Here is a 21,524-nt window from a genome sequence, read left to right as displayed (position 1 = left end):
AGAATATGATGATCGTCATCGATGGTGCCGCGCTCAATCGCGCGGCCCCAGGATCAGGTCGCGGGCCGCGTCGCGCACGGCGCGGGAGAAGGCCGGGTCGTCCACCGCGCGAGCGATGGTGAGCGCGCCCACGAGGGTGCAGTAGGTGGCCAGGGCCTGGGCGCGGTCCGCCCCCTCGGCCCAGCCGGGCAACTGGCGGCCGAGCAGGTCGATCACCTCTTTCATGCGCCGGGTGGCGGCCCGGCGCACCGGGGCTTCCTGGCGGGCCAGCTCCGAGCCGAGCGCGCCGACCGGGCACCCCGTCTCCGGGGATTCGACGTGTTTGTCGGAGAGGTAGGCGTCGACGATGGCCGCCAGCGATTCGCCCTCCGGCGCGCGGTCGGCGATGCGGCCGAGGCGCGCCAGACTCTCGGCGCCCGTGCGGTCGGCCACCTCGGCGAGCAGGTCGGTCTTCGAGGCGAAGTGGGCGTAGAAGCCGCCGTGGGTGAGTCCCGCCTCCTTCATGATGTCGGCCACGCCGATGCCGCCGTAGCCCTTGCGGCGGATGGCCTGCGACGCGGTTGTCACAATGCGGTCGTGCGTCTGTTCCTTGCGGGATGGGGTCTCGTTCATGGCGTTGGTCCGGACCGAATTATGATGATCATCATATGCTGGCGCCAAAGCCCTGCGGCGGCGGTGGGGAATGCCGGTACAGTGCCGATGGATGAATCGCCCGAACGCCGCCCCCCGCGGTTTCACGCTGCTCGAACTGATGGTCGTGGTCGTCGTGATCGCGATCCTGTCGATGATGGCGATCCCGTCGTACCGGGACCGCATCGTGCGCAAGCAGGTGGCCGATGCCCTCGACGGCCTGGCCTTCGCCCGCGGCGCCATCGACGCGCGGTACGTGGCCACGAAAACCTTTCCCGCCGACAACGTCGAAGCGGGCCTGCCTCCGCCGGACAAGATCGTCAGCAACCACCTGTCGTCGGTGGCCGTGGCGGACGGGGCGCTGGTGCTGGTGTTCGGCAACGCGGCCGATGCGGCGCTGAAGGGCAAGCGGCTTTCGTGGCGGCCCGCCTTCGTCGAGGGCTATCCGCAGGTGCCGCTCGTGTGGCTGTGCGCGGCCGCGCCGGTGCCCGGCAACATGACAGCGCAGGGCGACGACGTCACCGACGTCCCGGCCCGCTACCTGCCACTGCGGTGCCAGAACACCGCGCCCAAGCCCAAGGCCGGCTGACGCGGGCGCGGGACTTGCTGGAGCCGGCCGTGCCTCTCACCCTGCCTCGACCATGAACGAACCCCACGATCCCGTTGCCAACGTCCGTCAGGAGTTCTCCGACTGGCGCCCTTGGGTCACGCGGGGCCTCGTGCTGGCATTCGCCGCGCTGGCCGGGCTCGTGGTGGTCGCCTTCACGTGGATGGCCGAGCGGTCGCTGGACCTGTTCCAGCACCTGACGTCGCTGGCCTGGTGGTCGCCGCTGCTGTGGACGCCCCTCTCGGCCGCGCTGATCGTCTACCTCACGCGGCGTTTCGCGCCGGGCGCCTCGGGCTCCGGCATCCCGCAGGTGATGGCCGCACTCGAGCCGGCCGTGCCGCCCACGCACCACGGGCTCTTCGTGTCGGTGAAGCTCACCGTGTTCAAGATGCTCGCGACCTCGTGGGGGCTGCTCGCGGGCTTGTCGCTGGGGCGCGAAGGTCCCTCGGTGCAGATCGCGGCCGGCGTGATGCACCACCTGCGCCGGTGGCTGCCCGAACGTTCCACGGTCACCGCGCACGGCCTGCTCGTGGCCGGCGGCGCGGCCGGCATCGCCGCGGCCTTCAACACCCCGCTGGCCGGGGTGATGTTCGCCATCGAGGAGCTGTCCCGGCGGCCCGAGCAGCGCAGCAGCGGGCTGCTGGTCGCGGCCATCGTGCTCGCGGGCCTGATGGCCGTGTCGATCTACGGCAACTCCACCTACTTCGGCGTCATTCGCGTGCCCGAGTTGCACCTCTCGCTGCTGGGGCCGGGCCTGCTCGTGGCGGCGCTGAGCGGCCTCGCAGGCGGCCTGTTCGCGCGGCTGATGGTCACGTCGCTGTCCGGCGGCACCGACCGCGCCAGCCGCCTGCGCGCGCGCCGGCCGGTGCTGTTCGCCGCGCTGTGCGGGCTGGCGGTCGCCGTGATCGGCATCGTCACGGCCGGCGCGACGTACGGCGGCGGGTACGAGCCCACCCGCGCGATGCTCGAGGGCGAGCCGGGCACGCCGGCGGTCTACGTGCTCTTCAAGTTCCTGGCCACCTGGATCACGGCGTGGAGCGGCGTGCCCGGCGGCATCTTCGCGCCGTCGCTGTCGATCGGCGCGGCGCTGGGCAACGACGTGGCCTGGCTGACCGGCGCGCGCGAGGCGCCGGCGCTGATCGCGCTCGGCATGGCGGGCTTCCTCGCCGCCGTGACGCAGGCCCCGCTGACCGCTTTCATCATCGTGATGGAGATGGTCGACGGCCACGGCATGGTGCTGAGCCTGATGGCCTGCGCGCTGCTCGCGAGCCTGGTGTCGAAGCTGCTGAGCCCGCCGCTGTACCCGGCGCTGGCCCAGCTGCAGCTGGAGCGGGTGCCGCGCTAGGAGTCTGGGCGGCGCGAGCCCTTCCCTCTGCCGCCCAGACCCCTAGGGTGTGGACAGCGCGTTGAGCATCATCCCGAGGAACAGCGCCACCTCGGCGTGCCCGTCGAGGAAGTAGGCCGCGCGGGACCGCGGGTCGTCACGGCCGATGCGCACCGTGAGCCAGTGCGGCGGCGCGCGCACGAACACCGACTCGTCGTTGACGTCGTCGCCCACGAACACCGCGGCGTCCGCGCCGGTGCGCTCGACGAGCTTCACCACCGCGTCGCCCTTGTCGGGCGCCGTGGTGTCGACCACGTTGACGACACACTTGCCGCCGAAGGTTTCGAGGCCGGGTTCCAGCGACACGAGCAACTGGTCGATGGCGACCTGGGCCGCATCGCGGTCGCGGGCGAGGCGGTAGTGCAGCGCGAGCGAGAAGCGCTTGTCTTCGATGGAGACGCCGGCCGCGGCCAGCGCGGGCCCGGCCGCCGCGAGGCGCAGTCGCAGCGCGTCGAGCGACGGGCTGGTGTGGGGTGGCGCCGTGTCGAGCGGGTCCTCCGCGCCGTGGTTGCCCACGATGAAGTGCGGATCGAAGCCGAGGCGCTGGGCCACGTCGGCCACGCTGCGGCCGGTGACGATGGCGACGGGGCACATGGTGGCGAGCTGGCGCAGCTGTTGCGCGATGGCGGCCGACACGCGGGCGTCGTCGGGCCGTGCCACGATGGGCGCGAGCGTGCCGTCGAAGTCGAACGCGAGCAGCGGGCGCAGCGCCATCACCGTGTGCAGTGCCTGCTCGCCGGGCGGGGTGAAGAGGTGTTTCATCACGAGGTCGTCCCTGCGGTTCAGGCGCGCTGGTGGCGCTTCAGGCGCGCCTGGATGCGGTCGCGCAGGCGTGAGCGGCCGCCGTCGGCCAGCATGCGGCCGGCCCAGCGGTAGACGTTGAACTCGCGCACGCTCGCGCGCAGGCTGGCCATGCGTTCACGCTGCTCGGCGGCCGGCATCGCGAGGCCCTGTTCGAGCGCGTCCGCGCACTCCTCGACGTGGTACGGGTTGACGATCAGCGCCTCCGGCATCTCGCGCGCCGCGCCCGCGAAGCGGCTGAGGATCAGCACGCCCAGCTCGTCGTCGCGCGCCGCCACGAACTCCTTGCAGACGAGGTTCATGCCGTCGTGCAGGCTCGTGACCACGCAGATCTCCGCGGCCCGGTACAGCTCGATCAACGCCGCGTGTTCGTGGTGCTCGGCCAGCAGGTGCACCGGCAGGTAGCCCTCCGAGCCGAAGCGCTTGTTGATGCGTTCGGTGACCTGCTGGATGCGGTCCTGGAACGAGCGGTACTCCTCCAGCGAGCTGCGCGAGGGTGCGGCCACCTGGATGAACGAGAAGCGACCGACCCACTTGGGGTGTTTCTCGAGCAGACGTTCCACGGCATGCAGCCGCTCGAGGATGCCCTTCGTGTAGTCGAAGCGGTCCACGCCCACGGCGATGTAGTGGTCCGGGCCGTAGCCGAAGCGTTCGCGCACGTTGCGGCGGCACACGTCCACCGGCGCCCAGGTGGCGACCTCGCGGTCGGAGGGCCACTCGATCGAGATGGGGTAGCTCTCGACCAGCGTGTCGTCGTCGTGGAACGAGATGGTGGAGTGTTCGTGTTCGATGCGCGCCTCGAGGTAGCGGTCCACCGTCTCGATGAAGTTCTTGCAGTGGAAGCGCGTGTGGAAGCCGAGGATGGTGCTGCCGAGCATGCCTTCCAGGATCTCGCGGCGCCACGGGCAGATGCCGAACGACTCGGGGTTGGGCCACGGGATGTGCCAGAAGGTCAGGATGGTGGCGCGCGGCAGCTTCTTGCGGATCATCGCGGGCAGCAGCGCGAAGTGGTAGTCCTGCACGAGCACCACCGGGTCCTCCACCACGGCCTCGGCCACCACCGCGTCGGCGAACCGCTGGTTGACTTCGCGGTAGCGGTTCCAGTCGGCCTCGCGGAAGACCGGGCGCACGTGGGCCACGTGGCACAGCGGCCAGAGCCCCTCGTTCGAGAAGCCGTAGTAGAAGCCCTGCTCCTCTTCGGGCGTGAGCCACAGGCGGCGCAGCACGTACTCGTCGTGGCCCGGCGGCACCATCACGCGGTCGTTGCTGTCCACCACGTCGTGGTCGGCGCTGCCGCTGCCGTGGGCGATCCACGTGCCGGAACACGCGCGCATCACGGGCTCCACCGCGGTCACGAGGCCGCTGGCCGGGCGCTTGACGATCACGCCGTCCGGGCCCTTCTCGTGGATGTAGGGCTCGCGGTTGGAGACCACGATGACCTGGTCGCCGCGCAGCGTGGTGCGCAGCAGCGTGCGCAGCCGCTCGGGGTTCCATTCGGCGTCGGGTCCCTGCGCGCGGCGGTACTCGTCCTCCAGGTCGCGCAGGCGCGCGCGCAGGTCGGCCGCGAGCGGCGCGAGCTCGGGCGGCGCGGCCGCGGCCGGCGACGTGGGCGACATCGGCATCAGCACGCCTTCGCCGCGCAGCAGCGCGCGGGCGCCGGCCATCCAGCCGCGCCAGCTGAGCTGCGCGACGACCACGGTGATGAGGGTCATCGCGAGGCCGAGGCTCGCGATCAGGATGATGAGGTACTTCTGGGTGTCCTGGCTGCGACGTTCGAGGAAGCTCAGGTCGTGCAGGATCACGAGGTCGGCCATGCGGCCGTTGTCGCCGTTGATCGGGTGCATGCCCACCTGCACCGAACCGCCCTCGAGCTTGAGCTGCGATTCGTTCTTGCCGGCGATCTCGCGGGCCTTCTCGCATGTGAGGTCGGTCGGGAAGCCGGCCGTGCGGCGCACCACCTCGCCCTCGATGGAACACAGGCCGATGCCCACGAGGCGTTCGTCCTGCGCGGCGCGATCGATGAGCGTCTGCAGGCGGCGTGTCTTGAAGTCCTGGCGGTTCTCGGCAATGGAGTCGGACAGCGCGCTCGCGACCAGCGAGCCCCTCAGGTTCAGGTCGCGCGAGAACCATCTGAGCGTCAGGCGGTCCATCAGCGGTAGCACGAGATAGGCCGTCGCGATCAACGTGAGCACGAGCGGCAGGAGGAAGCGAAGCTGCAGTCTCAGAGAGTTCATTGGCTTGACGGAAGGCCCGCAGCAGGGACCGTTACCGAGGTCTTTGAAGCGAAGGGGAATGGACTCGCATCACACAAATCCATGCGGACGAATGTACAGTGGGCCGCTGTGTCGAATCGGCGGTTTCTCGTGTCGGACAAGCCCTACAAACAAAGGAGTCGCTGTGAGTGGACCTGCAACTGACAACCCCTTTCTGAAGCGCGATGCCACGCTCGATCTCGCGCTCATCGGCAACTGCGCCATCGGCGCGCTGGTCGACCGGTACGCACGCATCGTGTGGTGCTGCATGCCGCGCTTCGACAGCGATCCCGTCTTCCACGCGCTGCTCGATTCGGGCGAGGGCGTGGGCCACGACGGCACGCTCGCGGTGGAACTCGAAGGCGCCGTGCGCAGCGAGCAGTTCTACGAACCCGGCACGGCCGTCGTGCGCACGCGCCTCTTCGATGCGGCGGGCCACGGCATCGAGGTCACCGACTTCGCGCCGCGCTTCTGGGTGCGCGAGCGCATGTTCCATCCCGCGCAGCTCGTGCGCCGCATCCGTCCGCTGAGCGGGCGGCCGCGCGTGCGGCTCATCGTGCGGCCGCGCAGCGAATGGGGCACCGTCGCCCCCACGCTCACGCGCGGCAGCAACCACGTGCGCTACGTGTCGCCTTCCGGCACGCTGCGGCTGAGCACCGACGCGCCGCTCACGTACGTGCTCGATGAAACCTGGTTCTCGCTGCACGGCCCCATCAGCATGCTGCTGGGGCCCGACGAGACCATCTCGAGCGGCATCGGCGAAACCGCACGCGACTTCGAGGAACAGACCGCGCTGTACTGGCGCGAGTGGACGCGCCGCCTCGCGCTGCCGCTCGAATGGCAGGAGGCCGTGATCCGTGCGGCCATCACGCTCAAGCTGTGCCAGTACGGCGACACGGGCGCCATCGTGGCGGCCATGACCACCAGCATCCCCGAGGCCCCGAACAGCCAGCGCAACTGGGACTACCGCTACTGCTGGCTGCGCGATGCGTTCTTCGTGGTGCGTGCGCTCAACAGCCTGTCCGAGGTGGGCACGATGGAGGACTACCTTCGCTGGGTGCACGACGTGGTGCGCAGTGCGGACGGTGGCCACGTGCAGCCGCTCTATGGCGTGGGGCTGGAGGAGGGGCTCGTCGAGCGCGAACTCGCGAACCTCGGCGGTTACCGCGGCATGGGTCCGGTGCGCGTGGGCAACCAGGCCTACGAACATTTCCAGCACGACGTGTACGGCAACATCGTGCTCGGCGCGGCTCAGGCCTTCCACGACCACCGCCTGTTCCGCCGTGCCGACGTCGACGACTTCGCCGCGCTCGAGCCCATGGGCGAGCGCGCGTGGCAGCTGCACGACCAGCCCGACGCCGGCATGTGGGAGCTGCGCACGCGCTCGCGCGTGCACACGTCGTCGTCGCTGATGTGCTGGGCCGCGTGCGACCGCCTCGCGAAGATCGCCACCACGCTGGGCCTGCGGGACCGCCACACACTGTGGGCCGACCGCGCCGCGGTGATTCGCCGCCGCATCCTCGAGGCCTCGTGGAACGAGGAACGCAAGGCCTTCGTCGAGAGCTTCGGCGGCCGCGACCTCGACGCCAGCGTGCTGCTGATGGCCGAGGTGGGGTTCATCGATCCGAAGGACCCGCGGTTCGTCGCCACCGTCGACGCGCTCGAGGCCACGCTGTGCGACGGTCCGTTCATGCGCCGCTACGAGGCGCCCGACGACTTCGGCCGGCCCGAGACCGCGTTCAACGTCTGCTCGTTCTGGCGCATCGACGCGCTCGCGCGCATCGGCCGTGTCGAGCAGGCGCGCGAGATCTTCGAGACGCTGCTCTCGCGGCGCAACCACGTGGGCCTGCTGTCGGAAGACCTGAAGCCCGACACCGGCGAGCTGTGGGGCAACTTCCCGCAGACGTACTCGATGGTGGGCATCATCAACGGCGCGATGCGACTGTCGAAACCCTGGGACACGGTGGTCTGACCGATGGCGTCCGCAGCTTCCCGCGCGGTCGACCGGCGCTTCCGCCTCGTCGGGTTCTCCGAACGCGACGGCCTCGTCGTGCGCTCGATGGTGCGCCTGCTGGCGGGCCGCACGCGTGACCGCTGGACCGCGGTGGATGCCGACCCCGTGCACCTCGTGATCGTGCCGGTGGGCTTCACCGGCGACCTGCCCGCGGGCGCGGCGGCCATGAACGTGGCGCTGCCGCTGCGGGCCGACGACCTGTGGAGCCAGCTCGACCGGGTCAGCGGCCAGCTGGCGCTCGACGAGGGCATGTTGCGGCCGGGGCGTTCGGACACGGGGGAGGCTCGCCCCGTCGCGGCCGGACCGGGCCGCCGCCTGCAACTGCTGCGCTGGCCGCCCGACGCGCTGCTCGGGTCCGACCTGCGCTACCTGCGGCTCGCCACGATGCTCGGCGCGCGGCCGTTCGCCATCGACGAACTGTCGGCCAAGTCCAACATCCCGCTGGCCACGTGCCATGCGTTCGCCGCGGTGCTGCATGCGAACGGTGTGGCGCAATGGCTGATCGATCCCGACGATCCACACGCCGACGAAGCCGGCAACGCGGGGCTCTTCTCCCGCATCCGTTCGAAACTCGGGCTCGAGGGGCCACGATGAACCAGGAACACCGCATTCTGTTCACCGGCACCATCGGCGTGGGCAAGTCCACCGCCGTGTCCTCGCTGCTGGGCGTGCCGCTGGTCAGCGAGGCCGTGGACGGCGATGGCGTCCCCGTTGCGGTCGACCATGGCGACGTGGTGCTCGACAACGGCGACCGGCTGCGCCTGTACGGCACCCCGGGGCAGCGCCGGTTCGAGCCCACGTGGCGGGCCCTCGCCGACGGCGCGATGGGCCTCGTCGTGCTCGTCGACCACGCGAGGCCGGCGCCACTCGCCGACCTCGCCATCTACCTCGAGAACTTCCTCGACCTCATCGCGCGCACGGGCTGCGTGATCGGCGTGGCGCGCATGCACGCGGGCAACGAGCCGGGGCTGGATGCGTTCGCGGACGTGGCGGCGCGGCACGGGGTCGTGTGTCCGGTGGTGGCGGTGGACGTGCGGGATCGGGGGCAGGTGTTGTCGCTGGTGGATCTGTTGCTGGTGCAGCTGGAAAGTCGGGGGGGCTGAAGGGAGTACGGGGCGGGGGCGGCGGGAGACTGGAGGTCTTCCAAGGCTCATCGCAAAGGCTTCGTCATGTCCCGTTCGTTCCGCAGTGTCACTGCTGTTTTCCTGCTCGCCGTGTCCACGTTGGCCGCCTGTGGTGGCGGTGGTGGTGACGAGGTCGCCGCGGCCGAAGCCGCGCCATCTCCTCCGCCCACGAATGACCGCACGGCCTGTTTCCCCGACCGGGCCACGTACGACGGGCTGGTGCTCCACCTGACACAGGAAGAGGCCCTCAAGCGCATCGGCTGTCCGGGCTTCGAACCGGCGCCGACCCTCGCCACCGCCGAGGACAAGATCTACCGGTGGGCCGACCTGCAGCAGGGCCGGCGCAGCATGGAGTTGGTTTTCAGGGCACCCTTCGGGCTGTTCATGCGCAGTGGCTACTTCTCAGTGGCCGAGGACAAGCCGTCGTCATCCTGCGAACCCACCCGTGCGGCCTACGATCAACTGCAGCCGTTCGAGACTGATCTTGCCGCCGCCGTGCGAGCCTTCGGCTGTGAAGGCGAATTGCGGGCCGACATCCTCACGTTCAACGGCCATGAGCAGCGTTACGCCTGGGGTCACTACGGTGACAAGACCCGCCCCAGGGTCCTGCTCACTTTTCTCAAGGGAAAGCTGAGCGAGAAGTCGTCGGACCGCCTTCCCTGATGTCAAGCCGTGGCGCGCTTCCGGCGCAGTGCATTCACCACCCGCCACCCCAGCAGCACCGCCACGATGGCCGCATACACACCCACCTCCGCGAAGTTGTTCTTGCCCGCCCGCATCCAGAAGAAGTGCAGCAGCGCGAGCAGCACGGTGACGTACACGAGGCGGTGCAGCCGCTGCCAGCGTGGCGCCCCCAGCGCCTTGATGGCGCGGTTGAACGACGTGGCCGCCAGCGGCAGCATCAGCAGCAGCGACAGCGTGCCCACGAGGATGAACGGCCGCTTCGCGATGTCGGGCAGGATGTCGGACAGCAGCAGGTCCTTGTCGAGCCACGCGTAGCAGAGGAAATGCAGGCAGCCGTAGAAGAACGCGAACAGGCCCAGCATGCGGCGGAAGCGGGCGAGGGCCGGGGTGTTCGTCCATTGCCGCACCGGGGTCACCGCGAGCGTCAGGCACAGGAAGCGCAGGGTCCAGTCGCCCATGCCGCGGATCAGCGCCTCGGCGGGGTTGGCGCCCAGCGTGTTCGCCACGGCGCCCCACACGTACCAGGCCAGCGGCAGCAGCGCGGCCACGAACAGCAGCACCTTGGCTGCGGGGTGCAGCAACAGGGGCTTGCGGCGGGCCGGGGCCGCGGCTGGGGGTGCGGCCTGGGGAACGGCGGACGGCATCGCGGAACGTGGGGTGCTGGGGAGCTGCGGGTCAGTAGAGCTTCTTCAGGTCCATGCCGGCATACAGCTGCCCCACCTGGGCCTCGTAGCCGTTGAACATCAGCGTGGCGCGCTTCTTCGCGAACAGGCCGTCCTCGCCGATGCGGCGCTCCTTCGCCTGGCTCCAGCGCGGGTGGTCCACGTTGGGGTTCACGTTCGAGTAGAAACCGTACTCGGAGGCGGCGGCGTGGTTCCACGACGTGGCGGGCTGCTTCTCGGTGAAGCGGATCTTCACGATGGACTTGCCGCTCTTGAAGCCGTACTTCCAGGGCACGGCCAGGCGGATGGGGGCGCCGTTCTGGTTCGGCAGCACCTCGCCGTACAGGCCGAAGGCCAGCAGCGTCAGCGGGTTCATGGCTTCGTCCAGGCGCAGGCCCTCCACGTAGGGCCACGACAGCACGTGCGAGCCCAGCTCGGGCATCTGCTTCTTGTCGGCCAGGGTGACGAACTCGACGAACTTCGCGTTGCCGGTGGGCTCCACGCGCTTGATCAGCTCGGACAGCGAATAGCCCACCCAGGGGATCACCATGGACCAGCCTTCAACGCAGCGCAACCGATACACGCGCTCCTCCATGGGGGCCAGCTTCAGCAGCTCCTCGATGTCGAACGTGCGGGGTTTCTTCACCTCGCCCTCGACGGCCACGGTCCACGGGCGGGTCTTGAGCGAACCGGCGGCCCGGGCGGGGTCGCTCTTGTCGGTGCCGAACTCGTAGTAGTTGTTGTACGTGGTCACGTCCGTGTAGGCCGTGAGCTTTTCCATCGTGGTGGCGCCGGGCACCGTGCTGCGCGCGCCGGGCAGGGCGGCCAGCTTGTTCGGGCGGGGGATCTGCGCCATCGCGTCGCGGGCGGCCCAGCCGGCCATCGCGAGGCCGCCGCTGCCGGCGGCCATCAGCTGCAGCAGGCGGCGCCGCTGCTCGTACACCGTGCGCGGGGTGATCTCCGACGCCGCGGGGTGCTGGAAACCGCGGTCCTTGAGGAACAGCATGAGGAAACTCCTTGGGACGGCCGGACGATCCGGGCCGTGTGGGACCCGCGTACCTTACCGCCAGTTCCCGGTTTCCGCTGGCGCGGGGGCGGAACCCCCGCGGCCGGACCCGTCAGCGGAACTCGCCGAAGTTGGTGTCGTCGATCAGCGAGTTGAACCCGGTGTCGACGAACAGCCGCAGCGAGCTCTTCGACATGCGTTCGCGGAAGTTCTTGCGCGCGAACAGCTTGGCCTGGGCTTCGCCCGGCAGGTCGGTGATGTTGATGATGTTCTTGACGATGAGCGTGTCGATCACGTCCTCGATCACGCGCACGAAGTCGGCGTCGAGACGGCCGAAGTCGCTCGTGGCCGGGGCGGTGTGCCCCAGGAACACCATCAGTTCGGCGTGGCCGTCGGGCAGGAACTCCATGCCCTCGGCGCCCTGGCGGTGCAGGCTGTCGATCTGGCCGTCGGGGCCACGTCGGACGTAAGGCATGGTGCAGGTCGGTGGGGGGCTGCGATGTACGCACTATAGACCCGTCCCGACCCTGCCGGCATGAAAGCGGGCATCAAAGTTCGCCGTACGAATGCAGCCCGCTCAGGAACATGTTGACGCCCAGGAAGGCGAACGTGGTCACCGCCAGCCCGACCAGGGCCCACCACGCGGCCACCGGGCCGCGCAGGCCCTTCATCAGCCGCATGTGCAGCCAGGCGGCGTAGTTCAGCCAGACGATCAGCGCCCAGGTCTCCTTCGGGTCCCAGCTCCAGTACCCGCCCCAGGCCTCGGCGGCCCAGAAGGCGCCGAGGATGGTGGCGATGGTGAAGAACGCGAAGCCGACCGCGATGGCCTTGTACATGACGTCGTCGAGCACCTCCAGCGCCGGCAGCCGGGCCGCGATGCGGCGGCGGGCTGCCAGGATGCCGCCGGTGACCAGCGCGGCCACCCCGAAGTAGACCGCCCAGTAGCTGCTCAGCGCCTCGATGGGATTCTTGCGGAACACCACCGGCTCCAGGCACAGCACCATGCCCAGCAGGAACAGCGGGGCCAGTTGCCACCAGCGCGACTGTTCCGCCGATTGCTTGACCAGGTACGCGAAGGCCACCATGGCCGACAGCGCGAAGGTGCCGTAGCCGATGAAGTTCGCCGGCACGTGCAGTTTCATCCACCAGCTCTGCAGGGCCGGCACCAGCGGCTGGATCTCGTGCGCCTCGCGCACCACGGTGTACCAGAGCAGGAAGCCGGTGGCCGCGCTGATCACGAGCATCACGAAGGCGCCCAGCGCACGGGTGCGGTAGTGCTGCTCGTAGTACAGGTAGAACGTGGTGGTGAGCCAGCAGAACAGCACGAACACCTCGTACAGGTTGCTGACGGGGATGTGGCCCACGTCCGGGGCGATCTGGTGGCTCTCGAACCAGCGCACGAACGTGCCCACGAGCGCCATCGCCACGGCCGCCCACGCGAAACGCGAGCCGAGCTTCAGCGCGGTGTTGTCCTCGCCCGGGGCGAGCAGGCCCACCCAGTAGAAGACGGTGCTCATGAACGTCAGCACGCTCATCCAGAGAATGGCGCTCTGGCTCGACAGGAAGTACTTCAGCAGGAACACGCTGTCGGCCTTCGACAGGTCGGCGCCGAAGCCGTCGAGGTGCTGGTGGTAGAGCGCGATGGCGGCGAGCACGGCGGCCGCGACCCCGAGCGACAGGCCGCGCAGGCGACCCCAGAACCAGCCGAGCGCCACCAGCGACGGCAGCGTGGCCGCGAAGATGGGCTTCTCGTACATGTCCATGGACCCGCCGTACCGCGCGAAGGCCCAGGCGCCACCGGCCAGCACCGCCAGCGCGAACAGCCAGTCGTACACACTGCGGCCCGAGAAGTAGCCGGTGCGGCCGAAGTCGAGGGTGGTCGTGGTGGTGGTGGTCGTGTTCATGGGGTCCTGCCTGCGGCCGGGGTCAGCAGCGCCGACTTCAAGGTCTCGAATTCGGCGTCGGCGTCCAGCGTGCGCCGGGTGGTCGACAGCGCCGTGCGCACGTGGGTGCCGCCGCCCTCGGCGGGCTGCAGCCAGATCCACAGCCGGCGCTCGCGCACGTAGAGCATCGCGAACACGCCGATGATCAGCGCCACGCAGCCCAGGTACACGAGCGTCTTGCCGGGCGCGCGCGCCACCTGGAACACGCTCGCCTGCACCTGGGTGTAGTCCATCAGTTCGAGCAGCACCGGGGCCGGATAGAACTGGCTGTCCGACACCGACATCATGGCCTGCGTCATCCAGGCCTGCGTCGCGGTGTCGCCCGGCAGCGGCTTCTGCCCGGCGGCCTCGCGGTCGAGGTTGACGAGTTCGAAGAGGCTGCCGCTCAACACGCGCAGCATCACTTCCGACACCCGTGCGCGCTCGGCCTCGGGCACCTTCGATTCGAGGTAACGCGAGAGGCCCGGCAGCCCGCCGAGCGGCTTCTCGCCGTCGCCGGGCGGCATCGCACCGGCGAACAGGTCGAGGGCGATGCGACTCGTGGTCACGAGCTGCGGCGTCATCGCCGGCTTGTCGGCGGGCGTGGCCAGCTTGCCGTAGCGTGCCGCCGCGGCCTCGCGCCGGGCCGGGTCCTGCAGCGCGGCACGCAGGTGCAGCCAGCGGTCCATGCCGTCCTGGTCGTCGACGGGGATGCGCAGGTAGCGGAAATTCTCGGCGGGCGTGTCGCGCACGCCGGCCAGGTAGACGCGCTGGCCGTCGAGGTCCACGGGCGCCATGTAGTTGTTGAACTCGCGCGCCTGGCCCGCCGCGTCGCGCAGCTTGTAGCTGAACGACGCGCCCACGTTGCGCAGCTCCTTCTGGTGGCGCACCTTCGCGCCGGAACCCAGGTGGGCCTGCACGCTGTCGACGAGGTCGACCTTGCGCACGTCGGTGCCGCTGCCGGTGGCCTGCAGGTTCTCGACGTTGATGGCGCGCAGGCCCGTGAACTCGACCGTCAGCTTCTCGCCGTCGGCCACGCCCACGAGCGGCAAGGTGCCGGATGTGCCCACCGTGCCGTCGAGGTCGAAACCCTTCACGCCCGCCTGCAGCGGCAAGGCGCGCAGCTTCAGGCGCGAGCCGCCGTCGTCGAAGCTGCTCTGGTAGATGGCCACGCCGCGGTGGAACGCGGGTTCGTTGACCTTCACGGTGACGGCCTTCGCCTCGCCCGTGTCGCGGTCGTGCACGACGATGTCGCTCGCGAAGAGCTTGGGCATGCCGGTCTCGTAGTACTCGACGACGAACTTCTTCAGCTCGATGTCGAATGGCAGGTCCTGCAGCACGACACCGTCCTGCTGCGTGAGGATCGCGGTGCCGCGCCGGGCGCCCTCGGGCACCTCCATGTTGCCGCGGAAGGTGAGGGTGCCCGGGCCCAGGCGGTGTTCGGCGGGCACGTCCTTCACGAGGCCGCTGCCGTGGTACGCCGTCTTGCCCTGCAGCAGCATCTGCACGCGCACGATCAGGTCGCCGTCGAGGAGGCCGCCGATGCAGATCAGCACGATGGCCGAGTGCGCCGCGATGTAGCCGAGCTTGTTCACCGCGCCCTTGCGCGCCGCGATCATCGTGCCGCGCCAGGTGCCGTCCTCGTGCCGCTGCTGCACCTTCGCGCGCCAGCCGTCGCCGGCCAGCACGCCCGTGACGCGGGCGTAGGCCTGCTCGGGCGTCTCGGCGAGGTCGGCCTGGCCCCGGTGGTGGAACGACAGCAGGCTCTGCTCGCGCACGTGCTCCTTGTACTGGCGCAGGTCGGTGAGGATCTTCGGCGTGTTGCGCAGGATGCACAGCGTGGTGGACAGCACCAGGAACGCGAGGATCAGCAGGAACCACCAGACGCTGTAGACCCGGGTCAGGCCCACCGTGGCGAACAACTCCGACCAGAACGGCCCGAACTGGTTGACGTAGTTCGCGGCGGGCTCGTTCTGCTTCACCACGGTGCCGATCACGGAGGCGATGCAGATCAGCGTCAGCAGCGAGATCGCGAAGCGCATCGACGACAGCAGCTCGATGGCGTCGCGCAGGAGGCGCGAGCCGGAATGCACGCGGATGCCGGAGGGGGAGGCGGCCATGGACTTCAGGCGGAACGGGAGAACAGGGGCGTGCGATGCGGCCGCCGCATCAAAAAAGGCCGGTCAACGGACCGGCCTCTTGGAGCAGACAACCCGCGGGAAGTTCAGCGCATCCCGGCGATGTAGTCGGCGACGGCCTTGATCTCGGCGTCGTTCATCTTCGCGACCACGCCCACCATCTGCGGGCTGTTGGTGCGGGTGTTGCCACGGAAGGCAAGCAGTTGGGCCACGGTGTAGTCGGCGTGCTGGCCGCGCAGGCGCGGGTACTGCGACGGCAGGCCGCTGCCGGTGGGGCCATGACAGCCCGAACAGGCGGGCACGCCACGGTCGGCGATGCCGCCGCGGTAGATCTTCTCGCCGAGGGCGATGGTGGCCTTGCTCTTGGCCGTGCCATTCGACGGGGCCTTGCTGGCGTAGAAGGCGGTGACGTTGCGGATGTCGTCTTCGCTCAGCGCGGAGGCGAAGCCCTTCATCACGGCGTTCTTGCGCTTGTCTTCCTTGAAGTCGTGCAACTGCTTGGCCAGGTACTCGGGGTGCTGGCCCTTGAGCAGAGGGTTCGCCGGGGCGCCCCGGGTGTTGTCGGCCACGTGGCACGCGGCGCAGACGTTCGTGGAGATGGCCTCTCCCTTGGCCAGGTCAGGCTTCGCGGGTGCGTGGTCCGCGGCGACTGCCGGCGCGGTGAGCGAAGCGGTCAACAGGAGGCTGGACAACACAGGTGCAAAAGACTTCATGGCGTGAGGCGATTCCTTGTGCAAAACCCAGCGATTTTACAATGCAAGTTTTGGGCTCCCGCATGACCGAGCAAAACAATTCGAATCCCCCGGTCGCCGACGCCGCCAGCGCGGAGAAGTCGGCACTCGCCTGGACCCACACCGCCCGGTTCCTGACCACGGCCAGCCAGCTGGAACACCTGCCCGCCACCGAGCTCCCCGAGATCGCGTTCGTGGGCCGCTCCAACGCCGGCAAGTCCACCGCCATCAACACCCTCACCCAGCAGAAGCGCCTCGCCTTCGCGTCGAAGACGCCCGGGCGCACGCAGCACATCAACCTGTTCGAGCTGGGCCCGAAGCTGCAGGCCGACGCCCTGTTCGCCGACCTGCCCGGCTACGGCTACGCCGCCGTGGCCCGTGGCGCCAAGCTGAGATGGCAGAAAGTGATGGCTGACTACTTGGAGCTGCGCCGGTCGCTCGCCGGGGTGGTGCTGATGGTGGATTCGCGGCTCGGCTTCACCGACCTCGACCGCCAGCTGCTCGAGTTCGTGGCCCCGCGCGTGGGCAATGGCTCGGTCAAGCTGCTGGTGCTGCTGACCAAGTCCGACAAGCTCAACCGCCGCGACGCCGACAAGTCGCTGGCCGCCGCCCAGGACGTGCTGGGCGAGTTGTCCACCGACGAGGCCGACGTCAGCATGTCGCTCTTCTCCGCGCTCTACAAGTCGGGGGTCGGCGATGCCGCCCAGGTCTTGCATGCGTGGACCCACCCCGAGGAAACCCCGACGCCATGACCATCACCGTCCAGGACATCACGTTGCCCCACGGCATCACCCTCAGCTGCCGGGTGACCGGCCCGGAGGACGCACCGGTGCTGATGTTCCTGCACGGTTTCCCCGAGGCGGCGTTCGTCTGGGACCCGCTGCTGGAACACTTCGCCGGCCGCTACCGCTGCGTGGCGCCGAATCTGCGGGGCTACGAGCGCTCGTCGACCCCGGCCGGCGTGGAGCCTTACCGGGCCAAGCACCTGATCGGCGACATCCGGGCCCTCGTCGGGGCCTTCGGAGGCCGGCTCGCCGCACTGGTCGCGCACGACTGGGGTGGTGCGGTCGCCTGGACCTTCACCGCCGCGTTCCCGGCCCTCGTCGAGCGCCTGTTCATCGTCAATTCGCCGCACCCCGCGGTGTTCCTGCGTGAGTTGCTGGGCAACCCCGTGCAGCAGGCGGCCAGCGCCTACATGAACGACTTCAACGAGCCGGGTTCGGAAGACCGGCTCGCCGCCGACGATTTCGCGATGCTGTGGCACCTGTTCGACCGCAGCGGGGCCACCGACCCGGACCACCCGGGCGGTGGCTGGCTCACCGACGAGGTCCGTGCGCAGTACCGCGCCGTGTGGTCGGTCGGGCTGACAGGACCGGTGAACTACTACCGGGCGTCGCCGCTGCGCCCCCCCACCGGGCCCGACTCGGCAGTGCGCAGCGTGGTGTTCCCGCCCGAGGCCGTGACGATCCGGGTGCCGGTGCACGTGGTGTGGGGCGAGGCCGACCGCGCGCTGCCGCCGTCGCTGCTCGACGGGCTCGAGGCCTTCGTGCCCGACCTCACCGTGGTGCGCATCCCGGGCGCCACCCACTGGATCGTGCACGAGATGCCCGGCCGCATCGCGGCCGAGATCGAGACGGCGCTGGCGCGCTGACCGGCGGCGCTCAGGCGCCCGGCGTGTCGATGCGGCGCAACAGGGCGTCGACGGCGCGCTGCACCAGCGCGTTCGCGCTGATGTCCTCGACGAGGTCGGCCTTGCGCAGCCGCTCCAGCGCACGCTGGGTGACGGAGTGCGTGCGGCCCGCCGCCTCGCCGGCGTAGACGAAGTACGTGCCGCGCGGGCTGCGCCACAGCAGCTGGGCCTGCGTCCAGCGGCCGTTCAGGAAGATGCGCTGGCGCGTGCCTGGCGACACCTGGGTCACCCAGTCGGCCGGGTCTTCCTTGGAGACCGGCGAGGTCTCGGTCATCAGCGCCGCGGGCACCGTGTCCATGGAGGCCAGGTCGATCAGCGAGTCGCCGAAGCCCGGGCCGTCGTCATCCGGTGCCGTCACTTCCTCGCGCAGGCGGCGCACGATTTCTTCCGGCGTCAGCGCCGCTTCCGGCGTGGCACCCGCACGCGGGCCGGGGCGCAGCGCCTCGGTGTGCACGGTGACGAGGTCGTCGAGCACGGCCTGGCGTTCGGCGGCGGGCAGGTCGATGGCGGCCATGCCGGCGCGCAGCTTCTGCAGCATGCCGGGCAGCACGGCCAGCAGCCGCTGGCGGCTCTGGGGCTGGTCGGGCGGCTGGAGGCTCCAGACGAGTTCGTCGAGCACCTTCACGTAGCCGGAGGTGATGTCGGACGTGTCGCCGTGCTGCAGCATCGACGTGGCGAGCACCTTGGCCCAGGCGCCCGTGATGAAGCGGCGGATGACCGGGGTGGTGCGCACCGGCGCGAGCTGCTCCGACAGGCGCGCCGAGATCTGCTGTTGCAGCTGGTCGGACTGCTCCGCGCGCAGCAGCGTCTCGATGGCCGAGCGGGCGGCGTCCTGCTGCTGGTGCAACTGGTCGTCGAGGAAGGCGTCGAGCTGGGACAGCGCGCGCACGTACTGCTCGGCGTCCTGGCGCGGGCGGGCGGTGAGGTCGCCGATCAGGCTGTCGGTGCACCCGAGCAGCGACACGAGGCGGGGGTCGCCCGGGTTCGGGTAGCTGGACGCGGCGTTCACGATGCGGGCCATGAACACCCACACCGGGTGCTCGTGGCGGTCGAGCATGTCGGGGTCGTTCAGCGCGATGCGCAGCGCCGGCACCTGCAGCCGGCCCAGCTGCGAGCGCAGCACGGGGTTCAGCCCGGGGTCGGACACGATCACCTCGAACAGGCGGGCGATCAGCTCGATGATCTGGCGCTCGACCGACGCGCCGGTGTTGGCCAGCAGCGATGCGCGGTGCTCCAGCAGCTTCGGCGCCGGCGCCGTGGTGCCGGACACCGTGGGCATGCGGCTCAGCAGTGCCTCGACCCGCGACAGCGCGTTGTCGAGTTCACCGGGCGCCGCCGTGGTGGCCGGGCCTTCGGGCATCGTGCGGCGAAGGGCTTCGAGCGCGCCGGGCTGGGTCACGTTGACCTCGGGCGGGGCCTTGACGCCCACGCCGGGGGCGAACACGACGGTGCGGTAGATGCTGGGCGTGACCCCCTTGCGCTCCAGCCTCGACGAGGCCGCGGCCCAGGCCTTCTTCAGCAGCGGGGCGATGGCCGTGGCCGACAGGCGCAGCAGCAGCGCCTGCTGCACCGGCAGGACGGGCAGGGCCTCCGAGGCCTCCGCCAGCGCCTTCGCGTAGACGCGGGGGCGCATCGGGTTCGACTCGGCGGTGACGTGTTCCTGGCCGCGCAGCGTGGACGTGAACGTCTGCAGTTCGCGCAGCTCCCATTCGGCGGCGGTGTCGATCTCCTGGATGGCGCGCGAGAGCCCGATCTCGGACTCGACCCGCGTCTCGTCCATCAGGTGCAGGCCGCCCAGCCCGCTGGAGGCCAGGGACATGCCGCTGGCGGTGTCGTCCGTGGGGTTCAGTTCCGCGACGACCGCATCGCGCAGTGCGTCGACGAAGCGGCGCTGGAACGTGACCTGGTGCTGGGCCAGGGCCTGGGCGAGGTCGAAGTGGTGCTGGCGCTCGGCTGCGGCCAGCATGCCGTCGCCGGATTGGCGCAGCTGGCTCTGGATGGTCGCGAGCGTGCGGGCGATCAGGTCGGCCGACTGGCCGAGTTCGGCGTCGACGAAGGATTGGAGCAGGGGGGGGACTACGGTCGCCATCGACGCCATTATGCGGCGGTGGCAAAAAGGCGTTGGTGACGAAATGCGCCGTGTTCGGCCCGTAAAAAAGGGCTGCCGAAGCAGCCCTTTTCGATGTGCGCGAGGCAACTGGCCGGACCGGAGGGGTCCGGCCGGGACATCACATGTCCATGCCCATGCCGCCCATGCCACCCATGCCACCGCCCATGCCGCCGGCGGCCGGAGCGTCGTCCTTCGGGGACTCGGCGACCATGGCTTCCGTGGTCAGCATCAGCGAAGCGACCGAAGCCGCGTTCTGCAGGGCCGTGCGGGTGACCTTCGTGGGATCCAGGATGCCCATTTCGATCATGTCGCCGTACGTGTCGTTGGCGGCGTTGAAGCCGTAGTTGCCCTTGCCGCCCAGGACGGCATTGACGACCACGCTGGCTTCGCCACCGGCGTTGGCGACGATCTCGCGCAGCGGTGCTTCGATGGCGCGCAGGACCAGCTTGATGCCGGCTTCCTGGTCGGGGTTGTCACCCTTGATGGCGCCAGCCGATTGCTTGGCGCGCAGCAGGGCCACGCCACCACCGGCCACGATGCCTTCTTCCACCGCCGCACGCGTGGCGTGCAGGGCGTCTTCGACGCGGGCCTTCTTTTCCTTCATTTCGACTTCGGTGGCAGCGCCGACCTTGATCACGGCAACACCGCCGGCCAGCTTGGCCACGCGCTCTTGCAGCTTCTCACGGTCGTAGTCGCTCGTGGCTTCCTCGATCTGCACGCGCACTTGCTTGACGCGGGCTTCGATGTCGGCAGCAGCGCCGGCACCGTCGATGATCGTGGTGTTTTCCTTGCCCACTTCGACGCGCTTGGCCTGGCCGAGGTCGGCCAGCGTGACCTTCTCGAGGGTCAGGCCGACTTCTTCGGCGATGACCTTGCCGCCCGTCAGGATGGCGATGTCTTCGAGCATGGCCTTGCGGCGGTCGCCGAAGCCAGGGGCCTTGACGGCGACAACCTTCAGGATGCCGCGGATCGTGTTGACCACCAGGGTCGCCAGCGCTTCGCCTTCGACTTCTTCAGCGATGATCAGCAGCGGACGGCCGGCCTTGGCCACTTGCTCCAGCACCGGCAGCAGGTCACGGATGTTGCTGATCTTCTTGTCGAAGAGCAGGACAAACGGGTTGTCCAGCAGCGCCGATTGCTTTTCCGGGTTGTTGATGAAGTACGGCGACAGGTAGCCGCGATCGAACTGCATGCCTTCGACGACGTCGAGTTCGCTGTCGAGCGACTTGCCGTCTTCGACGGTGATCACGCCTTCCTTGCCCACCTTGTCCATCGCGTCGGCGATGATCTTGCCGATGGATTCATCGCTGTTGGCCGAGATCGAGCCGACTTGAGCGATTTCCTTCGACGTGGTGGTGGCCTTCGAGGCCTTCTTCAGCTCGGCGACCAGGGCCGTGACGGCCTTGTCGATGCCGCGCTTCAGGTCCATCGGGTTCATGCCGGCGGCCACGTACTTCATGCCTTCGCGGACGATGGCTTGAGCCAGCACCGTGGCGGTCGTGGTGCCGTCACCGGCGTTGTCGCTGGTCTTGGAAGCGACTTCCTTGACCATCTGGGCGCCCATGTTCTGGAGCTTGTCCTTGAGCTCGACTTCCTTCGCGACCGACACACCGTCCTTCGTGACGGTGGGGGCGCCGAACGAACGCTCGAGCACCACGTTGCGGCCCTTCGGGCCCAGGGTCACCTTGACGGCGTTGGCGAGGATGTTCACGCCCTCGACCATGCGTGCGCGGGCTTCGCCGCCGAAGACAACGTCTTTTGCTGCCATG

Annotated in this window: 19 protein-coding genes; 8 read left to right on the top strand and 11 right to left on the bottom strand. The window is 69.4% G+C overall.

Going from position 1 to position 21,524, the window contains the following annotated elements:
* Positions 1-33: 33 nt before the first annotated feature.
* On the bottom strand, positions 34-612 hold the full coding sequence (locus tag A4W93_RS25225; RefSeq protein WP_085753236.1) for a TetR/AcrR family transcriptional regulator: 579 nt from the start codon (positions 610-612) through the stop codon (positions 34-36).
* A 91-nt stretch (positions 613-703) separates the two neighbouring features.
* Between A4W93_RS25225 and A4W93_RS25220 the strand changes: the two genes are divergently transcribed.
* Together A4W93_RS25220 and A4W93_RS25215 are read left to right on the top strand one after the other, a co-directional pair.
* Positions 704-1,219, top strand: coding sequence for a pilin (locus A4W93_RS25220; RefSeq protein ID WP_237357622.1), 516 nt, complete (start codon positions 704-706; stop codon positions 1,217-1,219).
* A gap of 52 nt (positions 1,220-1,271) precedes the next feature.
* Positions 1,272-2,582 (top strand): chloride channel protein, encoded by a 1,311-nt coding sequence (locus tag A4W93_RS25215; protein ID WP_085753234.1) that lies wholly within the window; start codon positions 1,272-1,274, stop codon positions 2,580-2,582.
* Positions 2,583-2,624: 42 nt separating this feature from the next.
* Here A4W93_RS25215 and otsB read toward each other — a convergent pair whose 3' ends face one another.
* Both otsB and A4W93_RS25205 read right to left on the bottom strand, forming a co-directional pair.
* The gene (gene otsB, locus A4W93_RS25210) at positions 2,625-3,383 is read right to left on the bottom strand and encodes a trehalose-phosphatase (protein WP_085753233.1); all 759 of its coding nucleotides are present in this window, start codon (positions 3,381-3,383) and stop codon (positions 2,625-2,627) included.
* A gap of 20 nt (positions 3,384-3,403) precedes the next feature.
* Complete coding sequence (locus A4W93_RS25205) at positions 3,404-5,656, bottom strand: alpha,alpha-trehalose-phosphate synthase (UDP-forming) (protein ID WP_085753232.1); 2,253 nt, start codon at positions 5,654-5,656, stop codon at positions 3,404-3,406.
* Between the two features lie 91 nt (positions 5,657-5,747).
* Between A4W93_RS25205 and A4W93_RS25200 the strand changes: the two genes are divergently transcribed.
* The 4 genes from A4W93_RS25200 to A4W93_RS25185 all read left to right on the top strand — a co-directional run bounded on the left by A4W93_RS25200 (position 5,748) and on the right by A4W93_RS25185 (position 9,475).
* Complete coding sequence (locus A4W93_RS25200; RefSeq protein WP_085753231.1) at positions 5,748-7,646, top strand: glycoside hydrolase family 15 protein; 1,899 nt, start codon at positions 5,748-5,750, stop codon at positions 7,644-7,646.
* Positions 7,647-7,649: 3 nt separating this feature from the next.
* Positions 7,650-8,282: a hypothetical protein gene (locus tag A4W93_RS25195; protein WP_085753230.1), complete on the top strand. Its 633-nt coding sequence runs from the start codon at positions 7,650-7,652 to the stop codon at positions 8,280-8,282.
* On the top strand, positions 8,279-8,791 hold the full coding sequence (locus A4W93_RS25190; protein ID WP_085753229.1) for a GTP-binding protein: 513 nt from the start codon (positions 8,279-8,281) through the stop codon (positions 8,789-8,791). The genes A4W93_RS25195 and A4W93_RS25190 overlap by 4 nt, the downstream gene beginning before the upstream one ends.
* Positions 8,792-8,857: 66 nt before the next feature.
* Entirely contained in the window at positions 8,858-9,475 is a 618-nt protein-coding gene (locus A4W93_RS25185; protein WP_085753228.1) for a hypothetical protein, read from the top strand.
* Positions 9,476-9,477: 2 nt separating this feature from the next.
* Here A4W93_RS25185 and A4W93_RS25180 read toward each other — a convergent pair whose 3' ends face one another.
* The 6 genes from A4W93_RS25180 to A4W93_RS25155 all read right to left on the bottom strand — a co-directional run bounded on the left by A4W93_RS25180 (position 9,478) and on the right by A4W93_RS25155 (position 15,937).
* Positions 9,478-10,140, bottom strand: a complete 663-nt coding sequence (locus tag A4W93_RS25180) for a protein-methionine-sulfoxide reductase heme-binding subunit MsrQ (RefSeq protein WP_085753227.1) — start codon at positions 10,138-10,140, stop codon at positions 9,478-9,480.
* Positions 10,141-10,171: 31 nt separating this feature from the next.
* Positions 10,172-11,164, bottom strand: coding sequence for a protein-methionine-sulfoxide reductase catalytic subunit MsrP (msrP, locus tag A4W93_RS25175; protein WP_085753226.1), 993 nt, complete (start codon positions 11,162-11,164; stop codon positions 10,172-10,174).
* A gap of 112 nt (positions 11,165-11,276) precedes the next feature.
* Positions 11,277-11,639: a hypothetical protein gene (locus tag A4W93_RS25170; protein ID WP_085753225.1), complete on the bottom strand. Its 363-nt coding sequence runs from the start codon at positions 11,637-11,639 to the stop codon at positions 11,277-11,279.
* 73 nt (positions 11,640-11,712) lie between these two features.
* The gene (ccsB, locus tag A4W93_RS25165) at positions 11,713-13,068 is read right to left on the bottom strand and encodes a c-type cytochrome biogenesis protein CcsB (RefSeq protein ID WP_085753224.1); all 1,356 of its coding nucleotides are present in this window, start codon (positions 13,066-13,068) and stop codon (positions 11,713-11,715) included.
* Complete coding sequence (locus tag A4W93_RS25160; protein ID WP_085753223.1) at positions 13,065-15,206, bottom strand: cytochrome c biogenesis protein ResB; 2,142 nt, start codon at positions 15,204-15,206, stop codon at positions 13,065-13,067. The genes ccsB and A4W93_RS25160 overlap by 4 nt, the downstream gene beginning before the upstream one ends.
* Before the next feature lie 104 nt (positions 15,207-15,310).
* Complete coding sequence (locus A4W93_RS25155; protein ID WP_085753222.1) at positions 15,311-15,937, bottom strand: c-type cytochrome; 627 nt, start codon at positions 15,935-15,937, stop codon at positions 15,311-15,313.
* A gap of 62 nt (positions 15,938-15,999) precedes the next feature.
* Between A4W93_RS25155 and yihA the strand changes: the two genes are divergently transcribed.
* On the top strand, positions 16,000-16,707 hold the full coding sequence (gene yihA / locus A4W93_RS25150) for a ribosome biogenesis GTP-binding protein YihA/YsxC (protein ID WP_085753221.1): 708 nt from the start codon (positions 16,000-16,002) through the stop codon (positions 16,705-16,707).
* Entirely contained in the window at positions 16,704-17,606 is a 903-nt protein-coding gene (locus A4W93_RS25145) for an alpha/beta fold hydrolase (protein ID WP_085753220.1), read from the top strand. Before yihA ends, A4W93_RS25145 begins: the two co-directional genes overlap by 4 nt.
* 10 nt (positions 17,607-17,616) lie before the next feature.
* Here A4W93_RS25145 and A4W93_RS25140 read toward each other — a convergent pair whose 3' ends face one another.
* Both A4W93_RS25140 and groL read right to left on the bottom strand, forming a co-directional pair.
* Complete coding sequence (locus A4W93_RS25140; protein ID WP_157782231.1) at positions 17,617-19,734, bottom strand: DUF1631 family protein; 2,118 nt, start codon at positions 19,732-19,734, stop codon at positions 17,617-17,619.
* A gap of 139 nt (positions 19,735-19,873) precedes the next feature.
* Positions 19,874-21,523, bottom strand: a complete 1,650-nt coding sequence (gene groL / locus A4W93_RS25135) for a chaperonin GroEL (protein WP_085753218.1) — start codon at positions 21,521-21,523, stop codon at positions 19,874-19,876.
* Position 21,524 lies beyond the last annotated feature (1 nt).

The sequence above is a fragment of the Piscinibacter gummiphilus genome, from assembly GCF_002116905.1.
In the GTDB taxonomy this organism is placed as follows: Bacteria; Pseudomonadota; Gammaproteobacteria; order Burkholderiales; family Burkholderiaceae_C; genus Rhizobacter; species Rhizobacter gummiphilus.
This window is presented reverse-complemented; position numbering and strand designations above follow the sequence as displayed.

Coding starts and splice junctions, on each gene's coding strand:
- A4W93_RS25180 (WP_085753227.1), bottom strand. CDS start 10,140: ATGCCGTCCGCCGTTCCCCAGGCCGCACCCCCAGCCGCGGCCCCGGCC.
- A4W93_RS25225 (WP_085753236.1), bottom strand. CDS start 612: ATGAACGAGACCCCATCCCGCAAGGAACAGACGCACGACCGCATTGTG.
- A4W93_RS25205 (WP_085753232.1), bottom strand. CDS start 5,656: ATGAACTCTCTGAGACTGCAGCTTCGCTTCCTCCTGCCGCTCGTGCTC.
- yihA (WP_085753221.1), top strand. CDS start 16,000: ATGACCGAGCAAAACAATTCGAATCCCCCGGTCGCCGACGCCGCCAGC.
- A4W93_RS25140 (WP_157782231.1), bottom strand. CDS start 19,734: ATGGCGACCGTAGTCCCCCCCCTGCTCCAATCCTTCGTCGACGCCGAA.
- ccsB (WP_085753224.1), bottom strand. CDS start 13,068: ATGAACACGACCACCACCACCACGACCACCCTCGACTTCGGCCGCACC.
- A4W93_RS25220 (WP_237357622.1), top strand. CDS start 704: ATGAATCGCCCGAACGCCGCCCCCCGCGGTTTCACGCTGCTCGAACTG.
- A4W93_RS25145 (WP_085753220.1), top strand. CDS start 16,704: ATGACCATCACCGTCCAGGACATCACGTTGCCCCACGGCATCACCCTC.
- msrP (WP_085753226.1), bottom strand. CDS start 11,164: ATGCTGTTCCTCAAGGACCGCGGTTTCCAGCACCCCGCGGCGTCGGAG.
- A4W93_RS25215 (WP_085753234.1), top strand. CDS start 1,272: ATGAACGAACCCCACGATCCCGTTGCCAACGTCCGTCAGGAGTTCTCC.
- groL (WP_085753218.1), bottom strand. CDS start 21,523: ATGGCAGCAAAAGACGTTGTCTTCGGCGGCGAAGCCCGCGCACGCATG.
- A4W93_RS25155 (WP_085753222.1), bottom strand. CDS start 15,937: ATGAAGTCTTTTGCACCTGTGTTGTCCAGCCTCCTGTTGACCGCTTCG.
- A4W93_RS25200 (WP_085753231.1), top strand. CDS start 5,748: ATGTACAGTGGGCCGCTGTGTCGAATCGGCGGTTTCTCGTGTCGGACA.
- otsB (WP_085753233.1), bottom strand. CDS start 3,383: ATGAAACACCTCTTCACCCCGCCCGGCGAGCAGGCACTGCACACGGTG.
- A4W93_RS25185 (WP_085753228.1), top strand. CDS start 8,858: ATGTCCCGTTCGTTCCGCAGTGTCACTGCTGTTTTCCTGCTCGCCGTG.
- A4W93_RS25190 (WP_085753229.1), top strand. CDS start 8,279: ATGAACCAGGAACACCGCATTCTGTTCACCGGCACCATCGGCGTGGGC.
- A4W93_RS25160 (WP_085753223.1), bottom strand. CDS start 15,206: ATGGCCGCCTCCCCCTCCGGCATCCGCGTGCATTCCGGCTCGCGCCTC.
- A4W93_RS25170 (WP_085753225.1), bottom strand. CDS start 11,639: ATGCCTTACGTCCGACGTGGCCCCGACGGCCAGATCGACAGCCTGCAC.
- A4W93_RS25195 (WP_085753230.1), top strand. CDS start 7,650: ATGGCGTCCGCAGCTTCCCGCGCGGTCGACCGGCGCTTCCGCCTCGTC.